The following is a 26674-nucleotide window of genomic DNA, read 5'->3' as shown; positions in this document are numbered from 1 at the left end:
GGAGTCCCGTGGGACTCCCTTTTCATGCCGCCTGATGTGCCGCCCGGGCCCCGTCCCTTATCAGGCAGGCAGGACCGGCATCAGTCCTTCAAAGGCCGCCGCCGAGGTATCGGCCGGCGTCAGCGCGGCATTGGTGGTCGAGCCGCCGATATAGCGCTCGGCGATCTTCCAGCCATCGGCCGTGCGGACCAGGCGGTCGCGCATCGGCGAATACAGCCAGATGGCCGGCAGGCCGTCGTGGCTGGTCATCACCTGCCCGGCGCCGAGTGCGGGTGCATCCTGCGGCGAAGCGTGGCGCACCAGCAGATTGTGATAGCGCACCTGCACGCCATCGCCATCCGCATCGACAATATGATTGGTCGCATGGCGGCTCACGCCCGGAATCAGATACGGGTAATCGTGTTCGAAGAAATGGCGGATCTCAGCGTGGCCGCTGATGGTGCCGTGGAAGTGGTAGGCCACGGCGTCGGGCAGGAAGGCGTCGATCATGCCTTCCACGTCCCAGGTCTCAAACAGCCAGTTGACGCGGTTGACGAAATCGACAGCGCTGGCGCGGTCGGCGGCATCCACTTGGCTGACGCGCGCGACGGAAGGAAAAGCTTGCATGGAAACTCCTTGAAGATATATTTTGAAAAGAGCCATCGGGTGCCGGGTACGTTGTGCTCCGCCTGATAGTCTGGTTCGATCATATGTGCAATTGCACACTCAGTCAAGCGCGTCGCCCGCGCACCGTGCTCGGGGCATAGCCAAAATGGCGCGTGAAGGCTCGGCTGAACGCGGCCTCCGAAGCGTATCCGCTGCGCCAGGCCGTTTGGCCGACCGGCGCGCCCTGCACCAGCATTTCATGCGCCAGCGTCAGCTTCCAGTGCTGCGCGTATTGCAGCGGGGCCTTGCCCACCGCCGTGGTGAAGCGTTCCGCAAACGCCGAGCGCGACATGCCGGCCAGCTCGGCCAGCGCCTGCACCGTCCAGCCGCGATGCGGTTCGGCGTGGATGGCGCGCAGCGCCCGGCCCAGCCGAAGCTCCGACAATCCGGCAACCCAGCCCGGATGTCGGGGCTGGCCCTCGGCCCATCCGCGCAGCGCCCGTATCACCAACAGGTCCACCAGCCGCGACACCATCAGCGCCGAGCCGGGGCCGCCGCCATCGGCCTCCAGCAGCAGAAAACGGGTGATGGCGTCGAGCCACGGCGGGACGGCGGCGCCCTCAACGGGCAGGTGCAGCGTGGATGGCAGCCCAGCCGCGACGGCCGCCGCCGCGTCGCCGTCGAAGTGGAACTGGCCGCCGATCAGCCGGGACGCCGCCCCGCCCCGTCCCGCGCGCAACGTACGGCGGTCGGCGCCAAAATGGGCACGGTCAACCGGTTCGATGTCGGCGGCGGCGACCAACGCGCAGCTGCTCAGTGTGTGCTGCTGCCGGTGCGGCAACAGCAGCAGATCCCCGCGCGCCAGCGGCAACGGCGCGCGTCCGTCCAGATGGAGCCACGCCGCGCCCTCCTCGACATAGTAAAAATGCGCGGCGCCGGCGGGAAAGCGCAACGCCCACCGCGCGCCCAGCTCGGCCCTGTAGACGGCGCCACCGCGCAGGCGCACCTGCGTCAGCACTTGGGACAGCAGGTCGGCATCGGCCGACGGCACGCCCGCCGTTTCGGACGATGGGGCATGAACCACGGTGTCCGCATCATGGTCGCGCCGACGGGGCCTGCCTATGATGTCCATCGCCGCGGCACTTTCAATTTCATCTTCATTTTCGGGAATACTTCATGAAACAACTACGCAAACCCCTGGGCGCGATCGCGCTCGCGCTGGCCGCGCTGGCAGGCCCCCTGTCGCTTTCCGGCTGCGGCGGTTCAGACGCCGTCGCCGCCACCGCGCCGGCCGAGATCAAACCCACCACCGTGGTGCTGGTGCACGGCGCCTGGGCCGACGGCTCGAGCTGGTCCAAGGTGATCCCGCTGCTGCAACAACGCGGGCTAAAGGTCGTCGCGGTGCAACTGGCGCGCCAGTCGCTGGCCGACGACGCGGCCACCGTGCGACGCGCCATCGCCGCGCAAAGCGGCCAGGTGGTGTTGGTGGGCCACTCCTATGGCGGCGCGGTGATTACGGAATCGGGCAATGACGGCAAGGTGGCGGCGCTGGTGTACGTGTCCGCCTTCGCCCCCGGCGACGGCGAGTCGATCAACGATATCACCAGGCCCTACCCGGCGGGCGCCTGGCAAAAGGGCTTGGTGGTCGATAGCGCCGGCTATCTGTCGCTCGACGCGCCCACCTTCGCGGCCAGCTTCGCGCCGGACGTGCCGGCCGCGGAGCGCGCCGTGCTGGCGTCGGTGCAGGGCCCGATCTTCAACCATGTGCTGGACGATAAGGTCGCCACCGCCGCCTGGAAAACCAAGCCGTCGTGGTGGGTGTACGGCGACGCCGACGGCATCATCCCCGGTGCCTTCCAGCAGGCGGAGGCGGCGCAGATCAAGGCCCGCGTCAGCACCATCGGCGGCGCCAGCCACGTGGCGCTGATCTCGCATCCCGCCGAAGTCGCCAACAGCATCCTGGGCGCGGTCGGCAGCGTCGGCGGGCTGTAGGATCAGGAGCGCAGGAAGGCCAGCAAATCGCCGTTCAACCGGTCTTTCTGCGTGATCAACAGGCCGTGCGAACCGCCCTCGTACACCTTCAGCGTGGCGTTGGGCACCAGTTGCGCCGTCAACTTGCCGGAAATTTCCAGCGGCACGATCTGGTCGTCGTCGCCGTGCACCACCAGGGTGGGCACGCGGATTTTTTTCAGGTCGGCGCGGAAGTCGGTTTCGGAAAACGCGGTGATCGCGTGATAGGCGGCCAGTACGCCGGTGTTCATGCCCTGGCGCCAGTAGTCTTCACGCACCCCTTCCGACACCTTGGTGCCGGCGCGGTTGTAGCTGTAGTAAGGCATGGTCACGTCCCGGTTCCACTGCGAACGGTCGGCCTGCACGGCGGCGCGGAAGGTGTCGAACAGCGCTTTCGGCGCGCCGCCCGGATTGTCCGGCGTTTGCAGCAGGAACGGCGTAACGGCGGCCACCAGCGCCACACGGGCCACGCGCTGTTGGCCGTGGCGGCCGATATAGCGCGCCACCTCGCCGCCGCCCATCGAGTGCCCCACCAGCGTGACCTGCTTCAGGTCGAGCGCGTCGATCAGCGCTGCCAGGTCGTCGGCGAAGGTGTCGTAGTCGTAGCCGCCGGCAGGCTGGCTCGAACGGCCAAAGCCACGGCGGTCGCAGGCGATGACGCGGTAGCCCTGCTGCATCAGGAACAGCATCTGGTATTCCCAGGCGTCCGACGACAGCGGATAGCCGTGGCTAAAGACCACCGCCGGGCCGCTGCCCCAGTCCTTGTAGTACAGCGTGGTGCCGTCGTTCAGCGTCAAGGTGCTGGAGGTGAGTCGGGCCGGTGGCGTCGGCTTGGTCGGCTTGGCCGTCGCGGCTGCGGCCTGGCCGCCGACGGCGGCAAGTCCGGTCAGGGCGGCCAGTCCGGCCAGGGAGCCGAGCAAGGTGCGGCGGGATGTCGTGGAGTGATTGATCGTCATGATAGTCCTTTGGTTAACTATCTATCGATAGATAGATTAAGCGGATAGTAAAACGCGCGGCGGCCGCTGTCAAGCGGCGAGCCGCGCCGATCGCGCGCTTATTGCAGGCTTATTGCAGGCTTATTGCACGTTCAAAGTCTACGGTTTTCGACTCCAGGCGGCCAGTTGCTGGCGCAATGCCGCCGCCTCCGCCGGGCCGACGCCGGCTTCGAACTCCGCCTGTGCCGCCTGCCAGTACTTGCGCGCCTGTTTGTACGTGGCGCGGCCCTCCGCCGTCAGCGACAGCAGCAGTTTGCGCGGATAGGCGGGGTCGGGCTGCTGCAAGACGTAGCCGTCGCGCGTTAGCGGTTGCAGCGCCCTCACCGTGCTGGTCCGGTCCATCACCAGCGCGTCGGCCAGCTCCTGCACGGGCATGTCGCGCCGCTCGTGGATAGCGGCCAGGATGCTGAATTGCGATGAACTCAAACCCGTCGGCGCCAAGTGACGGTCATACACCGAGGAGATCGCGCGCGCGGCCTGGCGCACGGTGAGGCAATTGCAGTCCAAAATGGCGAGTGGCTTGGCGGGTGGCTTGGTCATGGCGTTTCTATCGATAACAGGATGGTCGGTGCGGATGCCAGTGTACCGCAGCCGCCGCGCCGGCGCCTGTGTGCCGCAGAAATCCGCACCGGCCGGGAATTTAGGTGTGCAATTACACACAAACAGGTAAAATAAGGCCCCTTGAACGACGACGCGCGGATATTTTGTGGACACTGTCATCCTCCTGCCTTCAAAGTCATCCCCTGGCCCGGCCCGCCGCATTGCCACGGCCGCACCGCGTTGATGGACCGGCTGGCGACGATGGAGGTGTTCGTGCGGGTGGCCGACGCGGCCAGCTTCGTGCGCGCGGCCGAGGCGCTGCACTTGCCGCCGGCGTCGGTGTCGCGCATGGTGCAGGCGCTGGAGGCGCGCCTGAAGGTGCGCCTGCTCAACCGCAGCACCCGCAATGTCACTCTCACCGACGAGGGCCGCGCCTACTACGAGCGGTGCGCCAGGGTGCTGGGCGAGATCGACGACATGGAGGCGACCGCCGGCGCCCGGCAGGGGCCGCGCGGACGGCTGAAGGTCAGCCTGCCGGGCGCGATGGCGAAAGGCGTGCTGATTCCTGCGCTGCCGGGCTTTATCGCGCGCTATCCGCAGATCGACATCGAACTGGCCATCTCGGACCGCCGCGTCAACCTGATCGAGGCCGGCGTCGACTGTGCGATCCGGGTCGGCGCCAGCGATGATCCCAACATGGTCGTCAAACATATTGGCGAGGTGACGCGCATCACCTGCGCCTCGCCGGACTACCTGCTGCGGCGCGGCGAGCCGCGCAGCGTGGCCGATCTTGCCGGGCATGTCGGCGTCGGCTATGTGTGGGACCATGGTGGCCGAAGCCGCCCCTGGGAATTCACCGTCGACCAAAGGCTGGAGCAAGTGCCGATGGCGCATACGGTCTTTGTCGATGACGCCGATGCCTACCTCGCCTGCGGCGTGGCCGGCTTGGGCATTGTCAGCGCGTCGGAGTACACCTTGCGTCCCGCTGTGACACGCGGCCAGTTGCGTCAAATCCTGCGCGAGTACGCCGCGCCGCCACGCCCGGTGTCCATCGCGTTCCGGCCCAACCGCCACATGCCGCAGCGATTGCGCACCTTCATCGACTGGTTCACGGCGCTGTATCAGTCCTTGCCGCGAGAAGCGTTCGACGGCCCCGCCGACGCCGACGTGGACGTGGACGGCAACGCAAAGTAAGCGGGGTCCAGCACCTCTTTCATCCGCTCGTGGAAAGCCTGGCGGAACGCCAGCAGCGAGGCGAACGGCCGCATGGCGACGCTGCGCTCGACCACCAGACCGGCGTCGTCGTGCAGTAGCATTTCAAAACTGTCGAGCGGCAGACCATCGACCGTACCGCGCCACACCAACAGCGTCACTTTACCGTCCGACATTTCGGTGACGTAGTGGCCCTCGCGCACGGCGATGGCGCCCACCATGGCGCTCGCCACGGCGTCGCGCCCGATGACGCTGCGCGACAGGATCGGGCTGTGGAACACGACGTCGGGCGCAAGAATGGCGCCGATTTCCTCCGCGCCGGCGCCGGCTTCGCGCAGTTGTATCAACTTGTGCATGGATGATCCCTGTGGTTGGTATGCGATGGCGGCGATTGTAGAGGACCGCAGGCGACATGACGACGGCCCGTACGCACTACACCATAGTCGGAAACGGGACAATCCGCGCACATCGATTGTTCCAGTTTCGCCATCACTGTCTTGTGCAGATGAGCATCGAAACGGGTTCGTCGAATACGTATAGTCAACGAGCAACTATCGATTATTTCCTCAACCAAACAGCAAAGGAACGACATGACCACACTAACGATCAGTAACTCGGGCACCGCCTGGATCCGGGACATGCAGGCGCAAGGCAAATCGGCAGGCGCGGGGTGGGCCGGCAGCCCTAACGCGGCCTATTATGCCTCGCTGGATACCGACCATCCGCTCCCCAAGCCGGTGCCCGGACTGCCGACCACCTTCGCAGAATTGCTAAAAGCGCGTGGCGTCCAGGAAGAGCAACTGCTTCCCGTGGTGAACCAGCCGGCTGCCAGCCCCAATCCGACCACCGGCCAACACATCAACGTCACCGCCTGAGCGGTCCGCGCCATCCGTATAAAGGGCAGCCACAGCGGCTGCCTTTTTTTATGATCGAACTAACGCAAACGGCGAAAAAATTACAAGTTGCAAATAATCGCATTGATACTGCACTTTTTTGCATTCGACGCGCCGCGACGGCGGCGCGTCCGCTGGCGCACAGGCGGTGGCCGTCCCGAACCGCTGCCTCTGAAGCGCGCCATAACAAAATCCGCACGAGTACTAGTACAAGCCTTGCAGAACCGCTGGCATGGCGAGCGGCAGCACATTCCAGCGCATACAAATGCCAAAATATTTGGGCTACACTCGGCCGGTTTGCTGGACAGGGAGGCCCCTCCCCCGCTCCGCAAGCGAAGCCGGACCGGCACCACAAAAATTGCAAAAATGGAGAAGACATGAGTGTAGTGAAGAGCAGCGTACTGGCGCTTGCGATGCTGGCGGCCGCGCCGGTATTCGCGGACGTGACCATCAGCATCGATCCGGCCAAGCCTGGTGCGGTCATCAACAAGAATGTCTATGGCCAGTTCGCCGAGCACCTGGGCACCGGCATCTACGAAGGCATGTGGGTCGGCCCCAACTCCAACATCCCGAATACCAGGGGCTGGCGCAACGACGTGGTCGGCGCGCTGAAGGAACTGCACGTTCCGCTGGTGCGCTGGCCGGGCGGCTGCTTTGCCGACGAATACCACTGGCGGGACGGTATCGGCGCGCGCGACAAGCGTCCGGTCAAGGTCAACACCAACTGGGGCGGCGTGGAAGAAAGCAACGCGGTCGGCACCCACGAATTCTTCGATCTGGCCGAAATGCTGGGCGCCGACACCTATGTGAACGGCAACCTCGGCACGGGAACCCCGCAGGAAATGTCGGAGTGGATCGAGTACATGACCTCCGACAGCAAGTCCACCCTGGCCGAACTGCGCCGCAAGAACGGCCGCGACAAACCGTTCAAGGTGGATTTCTTCGCCGTTGGTAACGAAGCATGGGGCTGCGGCGGCAATATGACGCCGGAGTATTACGCCAACCTGTACAGTAACTATGAAACCTTCCTGCGGGCGCCGTCGCAGCACCGCCCGAAAATGATCGCCAGCGGCGGCCACTCGGACGGCAAATGGAGCGACGTGTTGAGCCGCACCCTGAAGGGCCGCACCAGCGGCATCAGCTTCCACTACTACACCATCCCGACCGGCCAGTGGGAAGTCAAGGGCGCGGCCACGGGCTTCCCGGAGAAGGAATGGATGTCGACCATGGCGGCCGCCTTGAAGATCGACACGCAAATCAAGGAAAATGTCGCCGCGCTCGACAAGAACGATCCGGAGAAGAAAATCGGACTGCTAGTCGACGAATGGGGCACTTGGTATGACGTGGAAAAAGGCACCAACGCCGGCTTCCTGTACCAGCAAAACACGCTGCGCGACGCGGTGGTCGCGGCGCTGCACTTCAACATCTTCCATGCCCACGCGGACCGGGTCACGATGACGAATATCGCGCAGATGGTCAACGTGTTGCAGGCGATGATCCTCACCGACAAGGACAAGATGCTGCTGACGCCGACCTACCACGCCTTCAAAATGTACGTGCCGTTCCAGGACGCGACCTCGTTGCCGGTGGTCTTGAGCGGCAATGTCGAGTATAAGGCCGGCACGGCCGGCATCCCGGGCATCAGCGCCTCGGCGGCCCGCGCCAGGGACGGCAAGCTATACTTGGCGATCGTCAACACCAACCCGCACGAGGCGTCGGACGTGGCGGTCGCTGTCGCCGGACAGCAGGTGTCCGGCGTCAGCGGCCAGGTGCTGACGGCGGCGGCGATGGACGCGCATAATACCTTCAAGCAAAAGGATGCGGTCAAGCCGGCGCCGTTCGCCGCGAAAGCGGTCGATGGCAAATTGAGCCTGAAGATCCCCGCCAAGGCGGTGGTGGTGGTCGCGGTCGAGGGTTAAACCCGATATCCCGGCCGTCCTGCGCGCACCAGTGTCCGGGATGGCCGGCGAATCAACCACCGCATACCCAATTGAAGACATGCGCTCGATGTAGTAACGTCACTGCATCACGCAACATTCGGAATGAAGCCATGACCATTACCACCATTTCGAGCCGCGAATTCAACAAAGGCGCGAGCGAGGCCAAACGTGCCACGAGGAACGGACCGGTAGTTATCACGGATCGGGGTCGACCTGCCCACGTGCTGATGACCTTTGAGGACTATCAGCGGCTCACCAAGCAGCGGCGTAACATCGCTGATGCGCTGGCCATGCCGGACGGTGCCGACATCGAGTTTGAACCGCCGTGCGCGGCCATCGAGACCCGGCCAGCTGACTTCTCATGAAGTTTGTTCTGGATACTAACGTGGTGTCCGAGCTGCGTAAGGCGCGCTGGGGCAAGGCCGACAACAATGTGACGGCATAGGCGGAAAGCACCGACCTGGTACAGGGCATGACGCAAAAAGGGCAGCCACGTGGCTGCCCTTCTTCAATACTGGAGCGGGAGAAGAGTCTCGAACTCTCGACCTCAACCTTGGCAAGGTTGCGCTCTACCAACTGAGCTACTCCCGCTTGGAGTTCAAATTGTCTGGAGGCGAGGACGGGAGTCGAACCCGTCTACACGGCTTTGCAGGCCGCTGCATAACCGCTTTGCTACCTCGCCAGAGGAAACTTTTGACTAAGAAGGCAGCGGGTTACGCGCTGCGATCCGAAATTCTGGAGCGGGAGAAGAGTCTCGAACTCTCGACCTCAACCTTGGCAAGGTTGCGCTCTACCAACTGAGCTACTCCCGCATTGGAGTTACGTTTTTACTACTTTTTACCGCACCGGCCAGCTTCTGGGAAACTGGAGCGGGAGAAGAGTCTCGAACTCTCGACCTCAACCTTGGCAAGGTTGCGCTCTACCAACTGAGCTACTCCCGCATCGGAGTCCAACATCATAGCAGCAAGCTGTTGCTAATTCTAGTCCTACTTTTTTCTGACGCTTGTCGTTCCATCAAACTGGAGCGGGAGAAGAGTCTCGAACTCTCGACCTCAACCTTGGCAAGGTTGCGCTCTACCAACTGAGCTACTCCCGCGTCGTCATCAGCAACAACAGGCCAGCATTATAGAGTATCTGTGCCGGCTGTCAATGGTCAAAACTTTGCTGAATAAAAAAGATTGAAATAGTTTATTTCGTTCCTGCATGCAGCCCTACAACGTGCCCGCTTTTTCCTTGATCAGGGGCCATGCCAGGCGCAGGTAGTAGAACATCGACCACACCGTCAGCACGGCAGCGATCTCCAGCAGGCGCGCGCCCCAGAATTGCGTGTCGACGGCGCCGAACAGCACGTCGTGGTACAGCAGCAGCGGGATGGCGGTCATTTGCGCGGTGGTCTTGATCTTGCCCAGCGAGCTGACGGCGACCGATTTGGAGGCGCCGATCTGCGCCATCCATTCACGCAGCGCCGAGATGGCGATCTCGCGCCCGATGATGACGAAGGACAGCACGGCGTTGGCGCGGTCCAGCTGCACCAGCACCAGCAAGGCCCCCGCCACCATCAACTTGTCGGCCACCGGATCGAGGAAGGCGCCGAAGGCCGACGTCTGGTTCCAGCGGCGCGCCAGGAATCCGTCGAACCAGTCGGTGACGGCGGCGATGATGAACACCAGCGTGGCCGCCAGGTTTTGATCGGCCACCGGCAGCATCGTCGTCGGCAGATAGTAGACGCCCACCACCAGCGGAATCAGCGCGACGCGCAACCAGGTTAACAGTATCGGTATATTGAAAGGCATAGGCTTGGGTGAAAGTGCTGGTGTGAATATTTTCGCTGTGACTATTTTGTATGCGCCGCTAGTCTACCTTGCCGACGCACATTAAACCAGCACGTTTGCCCCGGGCTTCATCGCCCGGAGCCTCATCGCCACCTTCGCCGCCGCTAGTGCAACTGGCGGTAGATTTCCTCGGCCAGCGCGCTGGAGATGCCTTCAACCTGCTTCAGGTCCTCGACGCTGGCGTTGACCACGCCCCGCAGGCCGCCAAAGCGCGCCAGCAGGCGCTGGCGGCGTTTGGCGCCGATGCCCTCGATTTCCTCCAGCCGCGAGGTCTGGCGCGTCTTGGCGCGCTTGGCGCGCATGCCGGTGATGGCGAAGCGGTGCGCCTCGTCGCGGATCAGCGCCACCAGCATCAGCGCCGCCGATTCCTTGCCCAGCTCCTGCGGCGCGCGGCCGTCGACGAACATCAGGGTCTCGAGGCCGACGCGGCGCCCTTCCCCTTTGGCCACGCCGACAATCAGGCTGATATCCAGCCCCAGTTCCGCAAACACCTGGCGCGCCATCTCGATCTGGCCCTTGCCGCCGTCGATCAGCACCACGTCGGGCATGACGCCGTCGCCGTTGGCCACCTTCTCGTAGCGGCGGAACAGCACCTGCCGCATCGCCGCGTAATCGTCGCCGGGCGTGATGTCGTTGATGTTGTAGCGGCGGTATTCGCCGTTCTGCATCTGGTGGTGGTGGAACACCACGCACGAGGCTTGCGTCGCCTCGCCCTGCGTATGCGAGATGTCGAAGCATTCGATGCGCAGCAGATCGACATCCTCCGGTTCCAGCGCCAGCGCCTCGACCAGCGCGCGCGTGCGCGATTGCTGCGAGCCCTGCTCCGACAGCAGGCGCGCCAACGAAATCTCGGCGCCCTTCTGCGCCAGTTCCAGCCATTTGCGGCGCTGGTCCTGCGGCTGGAAGATCAGGTTGATGCGGTGGCCGCACTGCTCCTGCAAAGCGACCATCAGCGCCGGCTGGTCGAATTCGATATTCAGGATCAGCGTGCCGGGGATGAATTTCTCGGTGTAGTGCTGGACCAGGAAGGCGGCCAGCACCTCGACCTCGATAGGGTCTTCCGCGATGGCGGCGGCGTCGCCGATGTGGTTCGGGAAATAGGCGCGGTCGCCCAGGTGGCGGCCGCCGCGCACCATGGCCAGGTTGACGCAGGCGCGACCGCCCTGCACCAGCACGGCGATGATGTCGACATCGGCGTCGCCGGTGGTTTCCATGCTTTGCTGGTGCAGCACGCGCGACAGCGACTGGATCTGGTTGCGCACCGACGCGGCCTGCTCGAATTTGAGGTCGGCGGCGTAGGCGTGCATTTTCCTTTCCAGGTCTTCCATCACTTCGCTCTGGCGCCCGCGCAGGAAACGGGCGGCGTTTTCGACGTCGACCTTATAGTCTTCCTTGCTGATCAAATCGACGCACGGGCCGCTGCAACGGCCGATCTGGTGCAGCAGGCAGGGGCGCGTGCGATTGGAGTAGACGCTGTCCTCGCAGGTGCGGATCAGGAACACCTTCTGCAGGATCTGCATCGATTCCTTGACCGCCCACGAGCTGGGGAACGGGCCGAAATACTGGTTCTTCTTGTCGACCGCGCCGCGGTAGTAGACCATGCGCGGCGAGTCGCCGCCGGTGATCTTCAAGTACGGGTACGATTTGTCGTCGCGGAACAGGATATTGAAGCGCGGCGCCAGCGCCTTGATCAAATTATTCTCGAGGATCAGCGCCTCGGCCTCGCTGTGCGTGACCGTGGTTTCCAGCCGGGCGATGCGTTCGACCATCATGGCGATGCGCGGGCTGGCGATATTCTTCTGGAAGTAGCTGGAGACGCGTTTTTTCAGGTCGCGCGCCTTGCCGACGTAGAGAACCTTGTCCTCGGCGTCGAAATAGCGGTACACACCCGGCAGGTTGGGCAGCTTGGCCACGGTGGCCAGCACTTGTTCGCGCGGGTCGGGCGTTTTTACGATTGGTGCGACTTCGGTCATTGCTTGTCTCGATTGATAATGCCACGCGGGCCACTGATCCACGTAGGGCGGATTAGGCGGAACGCCGTAATCCGCCATCTATGAGCCGCTGACGGCGCACGCATTGGCGGATTACGCTGCGCTAATCCGCCCTACGTGATTCAGATTGGCGCTTAATCCCCGTCGCTCTGTTCCACGATGACGAATGCGACGGCGTATTCCGACTCGTCGCTGACCGTCACCTGCGTCGTCAGCTTGTTCTTGTCCATGAATTCTTTCAGTACGCCGCTGCACACGATCATCGGCTTGCCGCTCGGCGCGTTGAGCATCTGCGCGGCCGGCCACGTCATCGGCATGCGGATACCGAGGCCGATGGCCTTGGCGAAGGCTTCCTTGGCAGCGAAGCGCGTGGCGACGAAGCGGATGCCGCGCACGGGGTTCTTGGCCTTGCGCGCCAGGTACTTCTCCATCTCCTGCGGTCCCAGTATTTTTTTCGCGAAGCGGTCGCCGTGGCGCGCCAGCGCCGCCTCGATGCGCGGGATTTTGCAGATATCGGTGCCGATGCCGTAGATCACCGCGCCCCCAGCCGGGTCGAGACCATGATGGCCTTCATTTCGCGCACCGCGTTCTCCCAGCCGACGAACACCGAATGGGCGACGATGGCGTGGCCGATGTTCAGCTCCGCGATATCCGGAATGGCGGCGATGGCCTGGACGTTGGTGTAGTGCAGACCGTGGCCGGCGTTGACCTTCAAGCCCTTGGAGACGCCAAACAGCACGCCGCGCTTGATGCGTTCCAGTTCGGCCGCCTGCTCGGCGCCTTCGGTGTCGGCATAGCGGCCGGTATGCAGCTCGATGACCGGAGCGCCGATGTCCGCCGTGGCGGCGATCTGCGCCTCGTCGGCGTCGATGAACAGGCTGACGCGGATGCCCTCGGCCTGCAGCTGCTTGACGGCCGCCTGCACGGCGTTGAAGTGGGTGACGACATCGAGGCCGCCTTCGGTGGTGACCTCGGTGCGCTTTTCCGGCACCAGGCAAACGTCGGCCGGCTTGATGCGGCAGGCGAAGTCGATCATCTCCTGCGTGACGGCGGCCTCAAGGTTCATGCGGGTGAGCAGTTGCGGCGCCAGCGCGATGACGTCGGCATCCTTGATGTGGCGGCGGTCTTCGCGCAGGTGCAGGGTGATGCAGTCGGCGCCGGCCTGCTCGGCCAGCAGCGCGGCGCGGATCGGGTCCGGATACATGGTGCCGCGGGCGTTGCGCAAGGTGGCGACGTGGTCGATGTTCACGCCAAGGTCGATGATGGTGCCGGAAGGATGCAGGTAGCTCATTTGTCTTTACCGTGTAATTATGATTGTTTTACAACTGCGACAGGTCGATCAATATCTGGCGCGTGTTCAGCGGCGCGCCGCCCAGGTGGTGCGCCAGCAGGAAGCGCATCAGCTGCTTGCTCTGCGATTGCGTGGCGGCGTCCTGGTAGTCTTCGCGCTCCATGTCGATCAAGGTCTTGCCGGCCACGCGCGGCGACTGGTCGGATGCGCGCTCGGGACGCGGACCGCGCTCCGGATCGACCACATAGACCACGTCGGCCCGCACCGGCGCGCGCGTGGCGGTGCAGCGCGACAGGTCGGCCGAGACCCCCGTCTCTTTAAGTAAGGCCCGTTCGAACTTTCGCAAGACGATGGGCGCAGGTTCGTTGTGCGCGAGTTGATTGAGCGTGGCGACGTAGTGGTCGAACAAGGCCGGATGGGCGTCGTCGCGCGCCAGCAGCTTGACCAGCAGTTCGTTGAGATAGAAGCCGCACAGCAGCGCGGTTTTTTCCAGCGGCAGCATGCCGCCAACCCATTCGGCGTCGGTCAGGGTGCGCAGCTCGGATTTGCCCACCCAGCTCGACGACAGCGGCTGGAAGGTTTGCAGCACCCCGCGCAGCTGCGAGTGCGGCCGCTTGGCGCCCTTGGCGATCAAGGCCACGCGGCCGAAGTCACGCGTGAACAGATCGATGATCAGGCTGGTTTCTTTGTAGGGATAGCTGTGCAGGACGAAGGCCGGCTGGCCGGCGACCTTGGTGCCGAAGGTGCGCTCGCGCGACGGCGCGCGGGGCCGCTTGGGGGGCGTTGCGGGCGTCGCCGGGGTGGCAACCACCACGGGCGCCGGCGCAGGGGTTATGGCGGGCACTACGCCACGCTCCACGGCAGGCGCTGCCTGTCGCGGTTCGGCCGTGCTATCGGCATCAGCCTCGGCGTCGTGCGTGGTGTTGGACATCGGTCCTCTTTTATTCGTAGCCGTAGGCGCGCAGACCCGCTTCGTTGTCGGCCCAGCCGGATTTGACCTTGACCCAGATCTCCAGGTAGACCGGGCCGCCGAACAGTTTTTCCATGTCCAGCCGCGCTTGTGTCGACACTTCTTTCAGGCGCGCGCCCTTGTTACCGATGATCATGGACTTATGCGTGTCGCGCTCGACCAGGATGGCGGCGAACACACGGCGCAAGTCGCCCTCCTGCTCGAACTGCTCGATCAGCACGGTGCTGGTGTACGGCAGCTCGTCGCCGACGAAGCGGAACAGTTTTTCGCGCACGATCTCCGACGCCAGGAATTTCTCGCTGCGGTCGGTGATGTCGTCCGGTCCGAAGATCGGCTGGTTCTCCGGCAGGAATTTCTTGATCTCTTTTTCGAGGCCGTCAAGCTGGAAGCGCAGCTTGGCCGAGACCGGCACGATGGCGGCGAAATTGAACTTGGCCGCGACTTGCTGGGCGAACGGCAGCAGCACCGCCTTGTCCTTGACCCTGTCGGCCTTGTTGATCACCAGGATCACCGGCACTTCGGACGGCAGCAAGTCCATCACTTGCTGGTCGGCCGGGCCGAAGGTGCCCGCCTCGATCACGTACAGGATCAGGTCCGACGAGATCAGCGTATTGGTGACGGTCTTGTTGAGCGTTTTGTTGAGCGCGTTCGCGTGGCGGGTCTGGAAGCCTGGCGTGTCGACGTAGATGAACTGCGCGTCGTCATGCGTCTGGATGCCGGTGATGCGGTGGCGCGTGGTCTGCGCCTTGCGCGAGGTGATGCTGACCTTGGCGCCGATGAGCGTGTTCATCAACGTCGATTTGCCCACGTTGGGGCGGCCGACAATGGCGATATAGCCACAACGGAAGTTGGCGGGGATCGTTTCGGTAGTCATGCTATATCGCTTCAGAGTATGGTGGTGCGCTTCGTGTAATGCTGCGGCGGTTACTTGCTGGCCGCCTTGGCCGGCGCGGCCGCGGCCGGCTGATCTGCAGCGGCCTCGCCCTGCACGGTGGCGATGCCGGCCAGCTTGAGCTGGGCGGCGCGCGGCTTGGCCTTGCGGCCGGCGGCCGGGGTCTTCAGCAACGCCTGCTCGGCCACTTCCAGCGCCAGCTTGGCGGCGGCCTGTTCGCCGGCGCGGCGGCTGCCGCCGCGTCCGTAGACCTGGATGCCCAGCTTGGGCACCAGGCATTCGATCTCGAATTCCTGGCTGTGCGCGGCGCCATGGGTGGCCACCACATTGTACAGCGGAAGCGAAATCTTCTTACTTTGCAGGAATTCCTGCAGCAGCGTCTTGGCGTCCTTGCCCAGGGTCTGCGGGTCGACGGTGTCGAGGATGGGGATGTAGAAGGCGCGGATCACGTCGCGCGCCGGGTTGAAGCCGCCATCCAAAAAAATGGCGCCCAACAGCGCCTCGAGCGTGTCGGCCAGGATCGATGGACGCCGGAAACCGCCCGATTTCAACTCGCCCTCGCCCAGGCGCAGGAACTGCGACAGCTCCAGCTTTTGGGCGATTTCGTACAGCGACTGCTGCTTGACCAGGTTGGCGCGCAGGCGCGACAGGTCGCCCTCGTCGATCGCCACGTAACGCTCGTACAGGATCGACGCCACCACGCAGTTGAGGATCGAATCGCCCAGGAACTCCAGCCGCTCGTTATGCAAACTGCTGTGGCTACGATGCGTCAAGGCCTGCTGCAGCAGGCCGGCATCCTGGAACGTATAGCCTAAACGGTTTTGCAATAACTGAAGATTCATTGTTTGATCGGTTCTGTGTGACGTCGTCTCGACGCTTTAAATTAATCGGCTGGCGTTATTGATCGATTTTTGCCGTCGCCGCCGGCAGGCCGGACTTGGCGGTCGTGCCCTGGTATTCGAGCAGCAGGCTGGCCGGTCCGACCAGCGGGATTTTCTTTTCGTAAGCGAAACTCACCTCCATCTCGCCGTTTTCCTTGCCGATGACCAGATCGCGGCCGTTGATCGAGCTGATGTACCCGGTCGTGGCGCTGGCGTCGAACGCCTTCTGGATCTCGACCACCGAATTCCCGCCAACGGACTTGGCCGTGACGATGGCGTTCTGGATCGCCCGGTATTCGGTGTAGGTGGGCACGATCTTCAGCCCCAGCACGCCGACAAAGCCCAGTACGGCCAGGAGCAGAATCAGTCCCACCAGCGAAATACCCTGCTGCCTTGCATGCTTCCCGTGCTGACGAACTGATTGCATGTTAGTCCCTTTCGGCCCGCCTTGCGCTCAACAACCCTGCCGGCGATTACTGGATGCTGCCGATGCGGCGCAGATTCCCCAGGTTCATCCAGACAAAGAATGCTTTTCCAACAATGTTCTTATCAGGAACGAAGCCCCAGTAGCGGCTGTCGAGGCTGTTATCGCGATTATCACCCATCATGAAGTAGTTACCCTTCGGAACCGTGCATGTGAAACTGTCATAGGTGTAGGTGCACGACTCGTCCTTGAACGGGAACTGCTGCACTTCGGCCGGGTTCAACGTCGGCGCGCGTTCGTTGTTCAGAATGCGGTGGGTGACGCCGGTCAGGCCTTCCTGGTACTGCTTGTTGTAGACCAGGCGCTCGTCGTCCAGGTAATCGTCCAGCGCGGTGTACTTGATTTCCACGCCGTTGACCGTCAAGCGCTTGTTGGCATACGTGATCTTATCACCCGGCACGCCGACCACGCGCTTGATGTAATCCTGGCTCATGTCGCGCGGATATTTGAAGACCATCACGTCGCCGCGTTGTGGATCGTTGATCTGGATAATTTTCTGGTTGAGCACAGGCAGCCGGATGCCGTAGGTGAACTTGTTCACCAAGATCAGATCGCCCACCAGCAGGGTCGGCACCATCGACGACGACGGGATCTTGAACGGCTCGTACAGGAACGAGCGCAGGAAGAACACCAGCGCGATGACCGGGAAGAAGCTGCCCGAATACTCGATCCACACCGGCTGGCGCAGGATGCCGGCCTCGATCGCGGCGCGGTTGCCGGTGTTGTCGACCTTGATGCCGTCGGCGGTCAGCTTGGCGTTGCGCGCGTCGTACTCGGCCAGCGCGCGGTTGGCGGCGGCGCGGCGCTGTTTGGCCAGGTAAAACACGTCGAGGAACCAGATCACGCCCGTGATGACCATCAGCACGAACAGGATTAATGCGAAGTTACCCAAGATCACTTGCAGGTTCATTTATCGTCCACTTGTAAGATTGCCAGGAATGCCTCTTGTGGAATCTCGACCGAGCCCACTTGTTTCATGCGTTTTTTACCAGCTTTTTGCTTCTCGAGCAGCTTCTTCTTCCGGCTGATGTCGCCGCCGTAGCACTTGGCCAGCACGTTCTTGCGCAAGGCCTTGACGTTTTCACGCGAGATTACGTTGACACCGATGGCGGCCTGGATCGCCACGTCGAACATCTGGCGCGGGATTAGCTCGCGCATCTTGGCGGCCACCTGGCGGCCGCGATAGGCCGAGTTGGAGCGGTGCACGATGATGGCCAGCGCGTCGACCTTCTCGCCGTTGATCAGCATGTCGACCTTGACGACGTCGGAAGCGCGGTATTCCTTGAACTCGTAGTCCATCGAGGCGTAGCCGCGCGAGGTCGACTTCAGCTTGTCGAAGAAGTCCAGCACGATCTCGCCCATCGGCATCTCGTACACCAGCTTGACCTGGCGGCCGTGGTAGGCCATGTCCATCTGCACGCCGCGCTTGCCGATGCACAGGGTGATCACCGAGCCGACGTATTCTTGCGGCATGTACAGGTTGACCGTGACGATAGGCTCGCGGATCTCGTTGATCTTGGTCGGTTCCGGCATCTTCGATGGATTGTCCACCTTCAGGATGCTGTTGTCGCGCATGACGACCTCGTACACCACGGTCGGGGCCGTGGTGATCAGGTCCATGTCGAATTCGCGCTCCAGGCGCTCCTGGACGATCTCCATGTGCAGCAGGCCGAGGAAGCCGCAGCGGAAGCCGAAGCCCAGCGCCTGCGACACTTCCGGCTCGTACATCAGCGCGGCGTCGTTCAGTTTGAGCTTTTCCAGCGAGTCGCGCAGCGCGTCGTACTGGTTGGCCTCGACCGGGAACAGGCCGGCGAACACCTGCGGCTGGACTTCCTTGAAGCCCGGCAGCGGCGCGGCGGCCGGACGGTTGGCCAGGGTGACGGTGTCGCCCACCTTGGCGGCCTTCAATTCCTTGATGCCGGCGATGATGAAGCCCACCTGGCCGGCCGAAAGCTGCGGCAACGAGACCGAGCGCGGCGCGAAGATGCCGACGTCCTCGACCAGCTGCAGCGAGTCGGTCGCCATCAGTTTGATCTTGTCTTTAGGTTTCAAGGTGCCGTTGATCACGCGCACCAGCATGACCACGCCGACGTACGGGTCGTACCAGGAATCGACGATCAGCGCTTGCAGCGGCGCGTCCGGGTCGCCCTTCGGCGGCGGGACCTTGGCGATGATCGACTCAAGCACGTCTTCGACGCCCAGGCCGGTCTTGGCCGAGCAATGGACCGCGTCGCCGGCTTCGATGCCGATCACGTCTTCGATTTCGGCGATCGCGGTCGGCGGATCGGCGTTCGGCAAGTCGATCTTGTTGAGCACCGGCACCACTTCGACGCCCAGGTCGAGCGCGGTATAGCAGTTGGCCACGGTCTGGGCTTCCACGCCTTGCGAGGCGTCGACCACCAGCAGCGCGCCTTCGCACGCCGACAGCGAGCGCGAGACTTCATACGAGAAGTCGACGTGGCCGGGGGTGTCGATCAAATTCAGGTTGTAGACCACGCCGTCGCGCGCCTTGTATTGCAGCGCGGCGGTCTGCGCCTTGATCGTGATGCCGCGTTCGCGCTCCAGATCCATCGAATCGAGCACCTGCGCCTCCATCTCGCGGTCGGACAAGCCGCCGCACAGTTGAATGATGCGGTCTGCCAGGGTCGATTTACCGTGGTCGATGTGGGCGATGATGGAAAAATTGCGTATGTTGTTCATTAACAAATATTCAAAAACGGGGGTGAGACGACGGGCGCGCGTGGAACTTACATCCTGTGCGCAATACAAAAAAAGCGCTCCGAGCGGGGCTGGAATGCCCTGGCGAGCGCCTAATGTAGCTAACCCCGCATTTTACCGGATTTCAGAGGGGAAAGGCCGACTTCTGCAATGCGGCATTTTTTGCTTATTTATTGAGCAATGCCAGTACGCGTGGCTCGTCGAGGAAGTAGTGGCACAGCTCGGGCTGGGACAGGTCGGCGTACAGCACGGGCACCAGCTCGTCGAAGCGGGCCAGCAAGGTGGGGTCGTCCGAGGTGTCGATGTCGATCACGTCAACAGTGAACGGGCGCGACGGCGTTTGCAGGCGCAGCAGAGCGTCCAGCATGTCCTGGCAGAGGTGGCAATAGCTACGGGAGTAGAGGGTGAAAAGCATGGACGGGCTATCGGGTCCGAATTGGGGGCACGTAGGGCGGATTAGGCGGAACGCCGTAATCCGCCAATGCATACGCCGTCGAAACGCATGCATTGGCGGATTACGCTGCGCTAATCCGCCCTACGTGTTGCCGTGGTTGCGCTTACTTGGCCGTCGAACTAGGCCGCAACGAAATGAACTGCGTCGCCTCGCCACGGCGCACCAGCAGCACCGACGGCTTCTTCGGATCGAGCTTGGCCACCAACGCGTTGAACTGCTTGGCGTCCTTGATCTCGCTGTTGTTCAACTGCAGAATCACGTCGCCCTCCTGCAGGCGCGAAGCCACGCCCTCGGCCGATTCGACCGCCGCACCGCCGCTGACGCCCAGCGCCTTTTTCTGGTCCGCCGTCAAATCGCTGACAACCAGGCCCAGCGCGTTGGGTTTGCCTTGCGCTTCTGGCTCGGCCTGCTTACCCTTGCCCTTGCCTTTGCCCTTGGATGCCTTGGCGCCCTTCTCCGCCTCCAGCTCGGCCACCACCACCGGCAGGTCGATCTGCTGGCCCTTGCGCCAAACCGTCACGGTCGCCTTGCTGTTGATGGCGGTACCGCCCACCAAACGCGGCAGGTCCGACGAGCGGGTCACCGCCGCGCCGTTGAACTTCAGGATGATGTCGCCCGACTTGATGCCGGCCTTGTCGGCGGGACCGCCCGGCTCGACCAGCGACACTTCAGCGCCCTGTGCGTTCTTCAAGCCCAGCGATTCGGCCACTTCCTTGCTCACTTCGCCGATCTGCACGCCGATGCGGCCGCGCGTGACCTTGCCCGACTTCTTGAGCTGCTCGGAAACGCGGATCGCCTCGTCGATCGGCACCGCGAACGAGATGCCGTTGTAGGCGCCGGACAGGGTGGCGATCTGCGAGTTGATGCCGATGACTTCGCCACGCATATTGATCAGCGGGCCGCCCGAATTACCGGGATTGACGGCCACGTCGCTCTGGATCAGCGCCAGGTAGTCGCCGGTGTCGCGCTGCTTGGCCGAGATGATGCCGGCGGTGACGGTGTTTTCCAGGTTGAACGGGGAGCCGATGGCGATCACCCATTCGCCGACGCGGATCTTGTCCGAGTCGCCCATGATCAGGAACGGCAGCTTGTCGCCCTCGATTTTCAGCACGGCGACGTCGGTGCGGGCGTCGGCGCCCAGCACCTTGGCCTTGAACTCGCGCTTGTCGGTCAGGGTGACGAACACCTCGTCGGCGCCCTCGACCACATGGGCGTTGGTCATCACATAGCCGTCGGCCGACAGGATGAAGCCGGAGCCGACGCCGCGCTGGACCGGCTCTTCCGGCGCCTGGCGGCGTCCGCGCGGATTGCCCCTGCCCGGAGGCGTGGCCTTGCCGCCGGGACCGGGCTGGGGAATGGCGCCGCCGAAGAAGCGGCGCAGGAATTCCTGCATTTCCTCGTCGCCGAGCTCCTCGCCGCGGCCGCCCTGCTTCACCACCTCGGTGGTGCGGATATTGACCACCGCCGGGCCGACCTTGTCGACCAGGTCGGCGAAATCGGGCAAGCCGAGCACGGCGCCGGTGACCGGCGCGGCCGCGACGGCGGGCGCCATGCCCAGCAGGGCCGGAGACATCCATACGCTTGCGCCGATGAGCAGCGCGGAAAGAGTTTTACTACCAGCAGTGATATTGTTTTTCATGGAAAGTATCGGTCTCTATAAAGTTCTTGGATGCGTTTAACCACCCAGTAGCGCCAGGCGTTATGGGTGGTTAGCATACATGGTAAGCGAAAAGTCGCCCGCCAGCTTGCCCAAAGTTATTATAAGAGTATGTGACGGCCTTTGGCTTAAGGCAGAATTACGTCGGCCCGCGATTCCGGATAGTCCTCGGACGGCGGTGGGGCGTCGAACGGCGGCGCGGCCGGATCGCCGGCGCCGGACGTGAACGGGGAAATCTCAAGGGCCGGCTCGGCGGCCAGACGCTCCGCCAGCGCCGCGCTGAAGCCATCGCTGAGGGTGCCGTCGGCCTCATCGCGCAGCACGTCGCCGGTCAGATGGTAAGCGCGCCAGGCCGCCTGCCCGTCCGCAGTGTCGAGGGCGGCGAATGCCAGCTCCCGTTCGCTGTGCGGCAGTTCACCATCGGCCAGCGCCGAGATGTTTTCGTGCAGTCTTTTCTGGGTATCCATCGCGTATCCCGCCATCTTAAAACACATCCGCCCTGGTGCCGCCTAGCCGACACTTTCCGGACGCCAACAACAATTGCCATCATTACTGCCTTACCAGCGCTTGTCAATCGGCATGTCCAGTAAAGGCTTCAATTTTTCGGCGATGACTTCGCGGGCACGGAATATGCGGCTGCGGACCGTACCGATGGGACAGGCCATGATGTCTGAAATCTCCTCATAGCTCAATCCCTCGATCTCGCGCAAGGCGATCGCGGTCCGCAAATCCACAGGCAAGGCATCCATCGCCGCATTGACCGTCTGCGCGATCTGCTTACTTGCCAGCATGGATTCCGGCGTATTAATGTCGCGTAAATGCTCTCCATCGTTAAAGGCTTCCGCTTGTTCCGCGTCCGCTTCGGTCGACGTGGGCGTACGGCGGCCCTGCGTCGCCAGGAAGTTCTTGGCGGTATTAATGCCGATGCGGTACAGCCACGTGTAGAAGGCGGAGTCGCCGCGAAAATGCCGCAACGCCCGATACGCCTTGATAAACGTCTCTTGTACCACATCTTCAGCCTCGGCCGGGTCGTGTACGATACGTGACAGCAAGCGCATCAGGCGGCGTTGGTACTTCGCCACCAGCATGTCAAACGCCTGCTTGTCACCGGCCCGGACCCGGTCGACCAGCATCTGGTCACACTCACGTTCTGTCGTCACTCCTGCATTCCTCAGTGGCCTGCAGCATCGCCAAATCTTATAGTCATATATGCTATAGAGTTAGCCCGCTGCAAGAAGTTCACAGTGTTGGCGTTTTTATTTCAGTGCGTCCAGCAACGGAACGGCACGCCAGCGACAGCGCACGCAGCTCAGGCCGCGTTACACCATCGGGCAGCACCAGCACCCACCGCACCTTGCCGTCATCGCCACCCAGGCGTAACAACAAGATGCCCGGCCACAAGGTCGACCCATCCAGCAGGCGCAGAATCGTCCCTGGCTCTTGGTATACCGCCAGCCGAAACCGGCCGACACCCGATATATCAAGCTGCAGCGCGAAACCGCAGGGACGCCCCATTACCCAGCCGAGCACGCCGGCCAACACACACAGCAGCGGCGCCAACACGCCCGGACAGACGGCGCCCGACATCGTCACGCAACTACACAGCCCGGCATGCAACAGACGCAGGCCGGCCGATGGGCGAATGATGACGGACACCGCAATCGACATGACGGCAGCACCACAAAACGCGTACACAAAAAAATAGGGGGAAACAACACAGCTTGGAAGCGCCAGCGCTAGGCTGGGCAATTCTGGCGCTGGCGAATGCCAGCGCCGAATCCTCGCTCACTTTGGTTGGACCAGGTGAGCCCGGATTTAGTTCAACGCGAAGTCAAACTTTTTTACATTTTACCGAACAGCAGACTGCCGTTGGTGCCGCCGAACCCAAACGAGTTCTTCAGCGCGTACTCGATCTTCATCGGACGGGCGACATTGGCGCAGAAGTCCAGGTCGCACGCGGGGTCCTGGTTGAAGATGTTGATGGTCGGTGGCGACACCTGATGGTGGACCGCCAGGACCGTAAACACCGCTTCCAGACCGCCGGCGCCACCCAGCAGGTGGCCGGTCAACGACTTGGTCGAATTGACCACCAGCTTCTTGGCATGGTCGCCGAAGGTACGCTTGATGCCCTGCACCTCGGCCACGTCGCCCTGCGGCGTCGAAGTGCCGTGCGCGTTCACGTACTGCACCTGGTCGGGGTTGACACCGGCGTTGCGCAACGCGGCTTGCGCCGACTTGCTGCCGCCGGCGCCGTCTTCCAACGGCGAGGTCATGTGATACGCGTCGGCGCTCATGCCAAAGCCGAGCAATTCCGCGTAGATCGTGGCGCCGCGCGCCTTGGCGTGCTCGTACTCTTCGAGCACCATCACGCCGGCGCCCTCGCCGAGCACGAAACCGTCGCGGTCCGTGTCCCATGGACGGGACGCGGTGGCCGGATCGTCGTTACGCGACGACAGCGCCTTGGCCGAGGCGAAACCACCCAGGCCCAGCGGCGATATGGTCGATTCCGCGCCGCCGGCCACCATCACGTCGGCATCGCCGTACTCGATCAGGCGAGCGGCGGCGCCGATGCAGTGCAGACCGGTGGTGCAGGCCGTCACGATCGACAGGTTAGGGCCACGCATGCCGTACTTGATCGACAGGTTACCGGAGATCATGTTGATGATCGAGGCCGGCACGAAGAACGGGGAGATACGGCGCGGACCGCGCTTGTCGTAGTCTTCCTTTTGCTCTTCGATCATCGGCAGGCCGCCGATGCCGGAACCGATGATGACGCCGATGCGATCGGCGTTGTCTTCGGTCACGACCACGCCCGAATCCTGCACGGCCTGGATACCGGCCGCCATGCCGTAATGGATAAACGTATCCATATGGCGGGCTTCCTTGGCCGTGATGTAGTCCTCGATGTTGAAGCCTTTGACTTCACCGGCAAAACGGGTACTGAAAGCTTGCGCGTCAAACTTGGTGATGGTGGCAATACCGGATTTGCCTTCCAGCGCCGCCGCCCACGTGTCGGCAACGTTGTTGCCGATCGGGGAAACGGCGCCCAGGCCGGTAATGACAACACGACGGTTTTTAGAACCTCTCAAGCGATTCTCCTAAAGTCGATCGGGCGGTAAATCAGGCCTTGACGTGTGCAGTAGCGTAGTCGATCGCTTGCTGTACGGTCGTGATCTTTTCTGCTTGTTCGTCAGGGATTTCCATTTCGAATTCGTCTTCCAGGGCCATTACCAGCTCGACGGTGTCCAGCGAGTCAGCGCCCAGGTCGTCGACGAACGAGGATTCGATTTTGATGTCTGCTTCGGCGACGCCCAGTTGCTCAGCGACGATTTTCTTAACGCGTTGTTCGATATCCGACATGTTATGGCTCCATTTGTTTGTTACGGAAAGCGCGCATTTTATCAGGTTTGCGCACTGAAAAACTAATTTCGATGTCTGCCGCTAAATTACTGCAAACTCTTTCGAAATCACTGGTAAAAGACGGGAATCGGCATTTTAATCATGCCCAAACCCATCAATTCATGTACATACCGCCGTTCACGTGCAGGGTGGTACCGGTAATATAGGCCGCTTGCGGCGACGCCAGGAAGGCCACCGCCGCGGCGATGTCCTCCGGCTTGCCCAGGCGCGCCAGCGGAATCTGCGTCAGCAGCGCCGCGTGTTGCTCTTCGCCCAGGGCCTTGGTCATGTCGGTGTCGATGAAGCCCGGCGCCACACTGTTGACGGTGATGTTGCGGCTGCCGATCTCGCGCGCCAGCGCGCGGCCCATGCCCTCGACGCCGGCCTTGGCGGCGGCATAGTTCATCTGGCCTGGATTGCCCGACGACGCCACCACCGAAGTGATGTTAATAATACGCCCAGTTTTCGCTTTCATCATGCCGCGCAGTACCGCGCGCGACAAACGGCCGACCGACGTCAGGTTGGTGGCGATGACGCTGTCCCATTCCTCGTCCTTCATGCGCATGGCCAGTTGGTCCTGCGTGATGCCGGCGTTGTTGACCAGGATGCCGACGGCGCCGAAGGTTTTGCCGATCTCGTCGATGACGGCCGCGCAGCGCTCGGCATCGGTCACGTTCAGGACCATGCCCTTGCCCGCCTCGGCGCCGAACTCGGCCAGGTAGGCGCTGATCGCCTCGGCGCCCGCCTCGGTGGTGGCGGTGCCGATCACGCGCGCGCCCTGGCGGGCCAGCTCTTGCGCGATGGCCTTGCCGATGCCGCGCGATGCGCCCGTGACCAGCGCGACTTGATTTGCTAAATTCATGGTTGTCCTTCTACGTAAATAACGAGTGTCTTTGATTTGGCTTGCCGCTTACTTGAGCGAGGTCAAGATGCGGTCCAGCGAAGCCTGATCGGTGATGGCGTCGCCCACCAGGGCGGCGTCGATGCGCTTGGTCAAGCCCATCAGCACCTTGCCCGGGCCGCATTCGACCACCTGGGTGATGCCTTCGGCGGCGACTTTCTGCATCGTCTCGACCCAGCGCACCGGCGCGGCGGCCTGGCGCACCAGCGCGTCCTTGATGGCGGCCGGATCGTTGAGCACGGCGACGTCGACGTTGTTGATCAGCGCGATCTGCGGCGCCGAGAAGTTCAGGTCGGCCATGTAGTCGCGCAGGCGGTCCGAAGCGGGCTTGAGCAGCGACGAATGGAACGGCGCCGACACCGGCAATTTCATGGCGCGCTTGGCGCCCTTGGCCTTGGCGATTTCGCAGGCGCGCTCGACGGCGGCGGTTTCGCCGGCGATGACCACCTGGGCCGGCGCATTGAAGTTGACCGCCTCGACCACCGAACCCGGCGTGGCGGCGACCGCCTCGGCGCAGGCGGCGCGGACGTCGTCGTCCGACAGGCCCAGCACCACGGCCATCGTGCCCTGCCCGACCGGCACGGCTTCCTGCATGGCTTGCGCGCGGAAGCGCACCAGCGGCACCGCGTCCTTGAAGGCGATCACGCCGGCGGCGACCAGCGCCGAGTATTCACCGAGGCTGTGGCCGGCGACGACCGACGGCACCGGGCCGCCGGCGGCGATCCACGCGCGGTAGGTGGCGACGGCGGCGGTCAGCATCACCGGCTGGGTATTGGTGGTCAGATCCAGCTCTTCCTTGGGACCTTCGGCCATCAGTTTGCCCAGGTCGAAGTTCAACGCGTCCGATGCCTCGGCGATGGTCTGCGCCACCACCGGGTTGCCGGCGAAGCCGTCCATCATCGCGATCGCTTGCGAACCCTGGCCTGGAAATACAAAAGCAAATTTAGTCATTACGTCATCCATCTCATTGATTGATCTCGTTAATTGGCCGCTACGCTAGCATGCAATGATGACCGCACCACTACCGTA

29 protein-coding genes, 5 tRNA genes and 1 pseudogene are annotated in these 26674 nt (G+C 63.0%); 6 read left to right on the top strand and 29 right to left on the bottom strand.

What is annotated here, in order from left to right:
• Positions 1-60: 60 nt before the first annotated feature.
• Both NHH73_11925 and NHH73_11920 read right to left on the bottom strand, forming a co-directional pair.
• On the bottom strand, positions 61-606 hold the full coding sequence (locus NHH73_11925; GenBank protein ID USX28931.1) for a nuclear transport factor 2 family protein: 546 nt from the start codon (positions 604-606) through the stop codon (positions 61-63).
• A gap of 103 nt (positions 607-709) precedes the next feature.
• Positions 710-1669 (bottom strand): AraC family transcriptional regulator, encoded by a 960-nt coding sequence (locus NHH73_11920; GenBank protein ID USX28930.1) that lies wholly within the window; start codon positions 1667-1669, stop codon positions 710-712.
• Positions 1670-1761: 92 nt separating this feature from the next.
• Here NHH73_11920 and NHH73_11915 point away from each other — a divergent pair, with 92 nt between their 5' ends.
• The gene (locus NHH73_11915) at positions 1762-2577 is read left to right on the top strand and encodes an alpha/beta hydrolase (protein USX28929.1); all 816 of its coding nucleotides are present in this window, start codon (positions 1762-1764) and stop codon (positions 2575-2577) included.
• A gap of 2 nt (positions 2578-2579) precedes the next feature.
• Here the strand turns inward: NHH73_11915 and NHH73_11910 are convergent, their stop codons facing one another.
• Together NHH73_11910 and NHH73_11905 are read right to left on the bottom strand one after the other, a co-directional pair.
• On the bottom strand, positions 2580-3551 hold the full coding sequence (locus NHH73_11910) for an alpha/beta hydrolase (GenBank protein USX28928.1): 972 nt from the start codon (positions 3549-3551) through the stop codon (positions 2580-2582).
• 138 nt (positions 3552-3689) lie between these two features.
• The gene (locus tag NHH73_11905; GenBank protein USX28927.1) at positions 3690-4130 is read right to left on the bottom strand and encodes a MarR family winged helix-turn-helix transcriptional regulator; all 441 of its coding nucleotides are present in this window, start codon (positions 4128-4130) and stop codon (positions 3690-3692) included.
• 141 nt (positions 4131-4271) lie between these two features.
• Between NHH73_11905 and NHH73_11900 the strand changes: the two genes are divergently transcribed.
• The gene (locus NHH73_11900; protein USX28926.1) at positions 4272-5324 is read left to right on the top strand and encodes a LysR family transcriptional regulator; all 1053 of its coding nucleotides are present in this window, start codon (positions 4272-4274) and stop codon (positions 5322-5324) included.
• Here NHH73_11900 and NHH73_11895 read toward each other — a convergent pair.
• Positions 5252-5698, bottom strand: coding sequence for a hypothetical protein (locus tag NHH73_11895; protein USX28925.1), 447 nt, complete (start codon positions 5696-5698; stop codon positions 5252-5254). The two genes, NHH73_11900 and NHH73_11895, sit on opposite strands and share 73 nt — an antisense overlap.
• Before the next feature lie 234 nt (positions 5699-5932).
• Between NHH73_11895 and NHH73_11890 the strand changes: the two genes are divergently transcribed.
• The 4 genes and pseudogenes from NHH73_11890 to NHH73_11875 all read left to right on the top strand — a co-directional run bounded on the left by NHH73_11890 (position 5933) and on the right by NHH73_11875 (position 8617).
• Positions 5933-6217 (top strand): hypothetical protein, encoded by a 285-nt coding sequence (locus NHH73_11890; protein ID USX28924.1) that lies wholly within the window; start codon positions 5933-5935, stop codon positions 6215-6217.
• A gap of 395 nt (positions 6218-6612) precedes the next feature.
• Positions 6613-8154 carry an alpha-N-arabinofuranosidase gene (locus tag NHH73_11885; GenBank protein USX28923.1) on the top strand — a complete coding sequence of 514 codons (1542 nt, stop codon included), beginning with the start codon at positions 6613-6615 and terminating at the stop codon, positions 8152-8154.
• 131 nt (positions 8155-8285) lie between these two features.
• Entirely contained in the window at positions 8286-8540 is a 255-nt protein-coding gene (locus NHH73_11880) for a type II toxin-antitoxin system Phd/YefM family antitoxin (protein ID USX28922.1), read from the top strand.
• A pseudogene (locus NHH73_11875) lies at positions 8537-8617 on the top strand (VapC toxin family PIN domain ribonuclease). Before NHH73_11880 ends, NHH73_11875 begins: the two are co-directional and overlap by 4 nt.
• A gap of 73 nt (positions 8618-8690) precedes the next feature.
• Here NHH73_11875 and NHH73_11870 read toward each other — a convergent pair.
• The 24 genes from NHH73_11870 to fabD form a co-directional block, all read right to left on the bottom strand.
• Positions 8691-8766 (bottom strand) — tRNA-Gly (locus tag NHH73_11870).
• A gap of 17 nt (positions 8767-8783) precedes the next feature.
• Positions 8784-8857: transfer RNA gene (locus NHH73_11865), tRNA-Cys, on the bottom strand.
• Between the two features lie 54 nt (positions 8858-8911).
• A tRNA-Gly gene (locus NHH73_11860) sits at positions 8912-8987 on the bottom strand.
• 53 nt (positions 8988-9040) lie between these two features.
• Positions 9041-9116, bottom strand: a tRNA-Gly gene (locus tag NHH73_11855).
• 79 nt (positions 9117-9195) lie between these two features.
• Positions 9196-9271 (bottom strand) — tRNA-Gly (locus tag NHH73_11850).
• 115 nt (positions 9272-9386) lie between these two features.
• Entirely contained in the window at positions 9387-9968 is a 582-nt protein-coding gene (gene pgsA, locus NHH73_11845) for a CDP-diacylglycerol--glycerol-3-phosphate 3-phosphatidyltransferase (protein ID USX28921.1), read from the bottom strand.
• Positions 9969-10111: 143 nt separating this feature from the next.
• Entirely contained in the window at positions 10112-11980 is a 1869-nt protein-coding gene (uvrC, locus tag NHH73_11840) for an excinuclease ABC subunit UvrC (protein USX28920.1), read from the bottom strand.
• Positions 11981-12132: 152 nt separating this feature from the next.
• Positions 12133-12534, bottom strand: coding sequence for a holo-ACP synthase (gene acpS, locus NHH73_11835; protein USX28919.1), 402 nt, complete (start codon positions 12532-12534; stop codon positions 12133-12135).
• Positions 12531-13289, bottom strand: a complete 759-nt coding sequence (gene pdxJ / locus NHH73_11830) for a pyridoxine 5'-phosphate synthase (protein ID USX28918.1) — start codon at positions 13287-13289, stop codon at positions 12531-12533. The genes acpS and pdxJ overlap by 4 nt, the downstream gene beginning before the upstream one ends.
• A gap of 28 nt (positions 13290-13317) precedes the next feature.
• A complete protein-coding gene (gene recO, locus NHH73_11825; protein ID USX28917.1) occupies positions 13318-14220 on the bottom strand; it encodes a DNA repair protein RecO in 903 nt (300 codons plus the stop codon).
• 10 nt (positions 14221-14230) lie between these two features.
• A complete protein-coding gene (gene era / locus NHH73_11820; protein ID USX28916.1) occupies positions 14231-15133 on the bottom strand; it encodes a GTPase Era in 903 nt (300 codons plus the stop codon).
• A gap of 50 nt (positions 15134-15183) precedes the next feature.
• Positions 15184-15993 (bottom strand): ribonuclease III, encoded by an 810-nt coding sequence (rnc, locus tag NHH73_11815; protein USX28915.1) that lies wholly within the window; start codon positions 15991-15993, stop codon positions 15184-15186.
• Positions 15994-16048: 55 nt separating this feature from the next.
• Entirely contained in the window at positions 16049-16459 is a 411-nt protein-coding gene (locus tag NHH73_11810; GenBank protein ID USX28914.1) for a DUF4845 domain-containing protein, read from the bottom strand.
• A 46-nt stretch (positions 16460-16505) separates the two neighbouring features.
• Complete coding sequence (gene lepB / locus NHH73_11805) at positions 16506-17426, bottom strand: signal peptidase I (protein USX28913.1); 921 nt, start codon at positions 17424-17426, stop codon at positions 16506-16508.
• Positions 17423-19216, bottom strand: coding sequence for a translation elongation factor 4 (lepA, locus tag NHH73_11800; protein USX28912.1), 1794 nt, complete (start codon positions 19214-19216; stop codon positions 17423-17425). The genes lepB and lepA overlap by 4 nt, the downstream gene beginning before the upstream one ends.
• A 184-nt stretch (positions 19217-19400) precedes the next feature.
• Positions 19401-19649, bottom strand: a complete 249-nt coding sequence (locus NHH73_11795; protein USX28911.1) for a glutaredoxin family protein — start codon at positions 19647-19649, stop codon at positions 19401-19403.
• Between the two features lie 142 nt (positions 19650-19791).
• The gene (locus NHH73_11790) at positions 19792-21240 is read right to left on the bottom strand and encodes a Do family serine endopeptidase (GenBank protein USX29615.1); all 1449 of its coding nucleotides are present in this window, start codon (positions 21238-21240) and stop codon (positions 19792-19794) included.
• A gap of 233 nt (positions 21241-21473) precedes the next feature.
• Positions 21474-21812, bottom strand: a complete 339-nt coding sequence (locus NHH73_11785; GenBank protein ID USX28910.1) for a sigma-E factor negative regulatory protein — start codon at positions 21810-21812, stop codon at positions 21474-21476.
• Between the two features lie 90 nt (positions 21813-21902).
• Positions 21903-22478, bottom strand: coding sequence for an RNA polymerase sigma factor RpoE (gene rpoE, locus NHH73_11780; GenBank protein ID USX29614.1), 576 nt, complete (start codon positions 22476-22478; stop codon positions 21903-21905).
• A gap of 106 nt (positions 22479-22584) precedes the next feature.
• Complete coding sequence (locus tag NHH73_11775) at positions 22585-23013, bottom strand: hypothetical protein (GenBank protein ID USX28909.1); 429 nt, start codon at positions 23011-23013, stop codon at positions 22585-22587.
• A gap of 173 nt (positions 23014-23186) precedes the next feature.
• Positions 23187-24434: a beta-ketoacyl-ACP synthase II gene (gene fabF / locus NHH73_11770; protein USX28908.1), complete on the bottom strand. Its 1248-nt coding sequence runs from the start codon at positions 24432-24434 to the stop codon at positions 23187-23189.
• A 31-nt stretch (positions 24435-24465) separates the two neighbouring features.
• Entirely contained in the window at positions 24466-24705 is a 240-nt protein-coding gene (acpP, locus tag NHH73_11765) for an acyl carrier protein (GenBank protein ID USX28907.1), read from the bottom strand.
• A 154-nt stretch (positions 24706-24859) separates the two neighbouring features.
• A complete protein-coding gene (fabG, locus tag NHH73_11760) occupies positions 24860-25606 on the bottom strand; it encodes a 3-oxoacyl-ACP reductase FabG (protein ID USX28906.1) in 747 nt (248 codons plus the stop codon).
• Positions 25607-25654: 48 nt separating this feature from the next.
• Positions 25655-26596 (bottom strand): ACP S-malonyltransferase, encoded by a 942-nt coding sequence (gene fabD, locus NHH73_11755; GenBank protein ID USX28905.1) that lies wholly within the window; start codon positions 26594-26596, stop codon positions 25655-25657.
• Between the last annotated feature and the right edge of the window lie 78 nt (positions 26597-26674).

The sequence above is a fragment of the Oxalobacteraceae bacterium OTU3CINTB1 genome, from assembly GCA_024123955.1.
Classification (GTDB): domain Bacteria; phylum Pseudomonadota; class Gammaproteobacteria; order Burkholderiales; family Burkholderiaceae_D; genus Rugamonas.
Note: the sequence above shows the minus strand (reverse complement) of the source record. Positions and strands in the feature narration are given on the sequence as shown.

Bases quoted from the DNA above. Each gene is read 5' to 3' on its own strand.
- NHH73_11925 (USX28931.1), bottom strand. From the start codon at position 606: ATGCAAGCTTTTCCTTCCGTCGCGCGCGTCAGCCAAGTGGATGCCGCC.
- NHH73_11915 (USX28929.1), top strand. From the start codon at position 1,762: ATGAAACAACTACGCAAACCCCTGGGCGCGATCGCGCTCGCGCTGGCC.
- NHH73_11910 (USX28928.1), bottom strand. From the start codon at position 3,551: ATGACGATCAATCACTCCACGACATCCCGCCGCACCTTGCTCGGCTCC.
- NHH73_11905 (USX28927.1), bottom strand. From the start codon at position 4,130: ATGACCAAGCCACCCGCCAAGCCACTCGCCATTTTGGACTGCAATTGC.
- NHH73_11895 (USX28925.1), bottom strand. From the start codon at position 5,698: ATGCACAAGTTGATACAACTGCGCGAAGCCGGCGCCGGCGCGGAGGAA.
- NHH73_11890 (USX28924.1), top strand. From the start codon at position 5,933: ATGACCACACTAACGATCAGTAACTCGGGCACCGCCTGGATCCGGGAC.
- NHH73_11885 (USX28923.1), top strand. From the start codon at position 6,613: ATGAGTGTAGTGAAGAGCAGCGTACTGGCGCTTGCGATGCTGGCGGCC.
- NHH73_11880 (USX28922.1), top strand. From the start codon at position 8,286: ATGACCATTACCACCATTTCGAGCCGCGAATTCAACAAAGGCGCGAGC.
- pgsA (USX28921.1), bottom strand. From the start codon at position 9,968: ATGCCTTTCAATATACCGATACTGTTAACCTGGTTGCGCGTCGCGCTG.
- uvrC (USX28920.1), bottom strand. From the start codon at position 11,980: ATGACCGAAGTCGCACCAATCGTAAAAACGCCCGACCCGCGCGAACAA.
- pdxJ (USX28918.1), bottom strand. From the start codon at position 13,289: ATGAGCTACCTGCATCCTTCCGGCACCATCATCGACCTTGGCGTGAAC.
- recO (USX28917.1), bottom strand. From the start codon at position 14,220: ATGTCCAACACCACGCACGACGCCGAGGCTGATGCCGATAGCACGGCC.
- era (USX28916.1), bottom strand. From the start codon at position 15,133: ATGACTACCGAAACGATCCCCGCCAACTTCCGTTGTGGCTATATCGCC.
- rnc (USX28915.1), bottom strand. From the start codon at position 15,993: ATGAATCTTCAGTTATTGCAAAACCGTTTAGGCTATACGTTCCAGGAT.
- NHH73_11810 (USX28914.1), bottom strand. From the start codon at position 16,459: ATGCAATCAGTTCGTCAGCACGGGAAGCATGCAAGGCAGCAGGGTATT.
- lepB (USX28913.1), bottom strand. From the start codon at position 17,426: ATGAACCTGCAAGTGATCTTGGGTAACTTCGCATTAATCCTGTTCGTG.
- lepA (USX28912.1), bottom strand. From the start codon at position 19,216: ATGAACAACATACGCAATTTTTCCATCATCGCCCACATCGACCACGGT.
- NHH73_11795 (USX28911.1), bottom strand. From the start codon at position 19,649: ATGCTTTTCACCCTCTACTCCCGTAGCTATTGCCACCTCTGCCAGGAC.
- NHH73_11790 (USX29615.1), bottom strand. From the start codon at position 21,240: ATGGCGCCCGCCGTCGCGGCCGCGCCGGTCACCGGCGCCGTGCTCGGC.
- NHH73_11785 (USX28910.1), bottom strand. From the start codon at position 21,812: ATGGATACCCAGAAAAGACTGCACGAAAACATCTCGGCGCTGGCCGAT.
- rpoE (USX29614.1), bottom strand. From the start codon at position 22,478: ATGCTGGTCGACCGGGTCCGGGCCGGTGACAAGCAGGCGTTTGACATG.
- NHH73_11775 (USX28909.1), bottom strand. From the start codon at position 23,013: ATGTCGATTGCGGTGTCCGTCATCATTCGCCCATCGGCCGGCCTGCGT.
- acpP (USX28907.1), bottom strand. From the start codon at position 24,705: ATGTCGGATATCGAACAACGCGTTAAGAAAATCGTCGCTGAGCAACTG.
- fabG (USX28906.1), bottom strand. From the start codon at position 25,606: ATGAATTTAGCAAATCAAGTCGCGCTGGTCACGGGCGCATCGCGCGGC.
- fabD (USX28905.1), bottom strand. From the start codon at position 26,596: ATGACTAAATTTGCTTTTGTATTTCCAGGCCAGGGTTCGCAAGCGATC.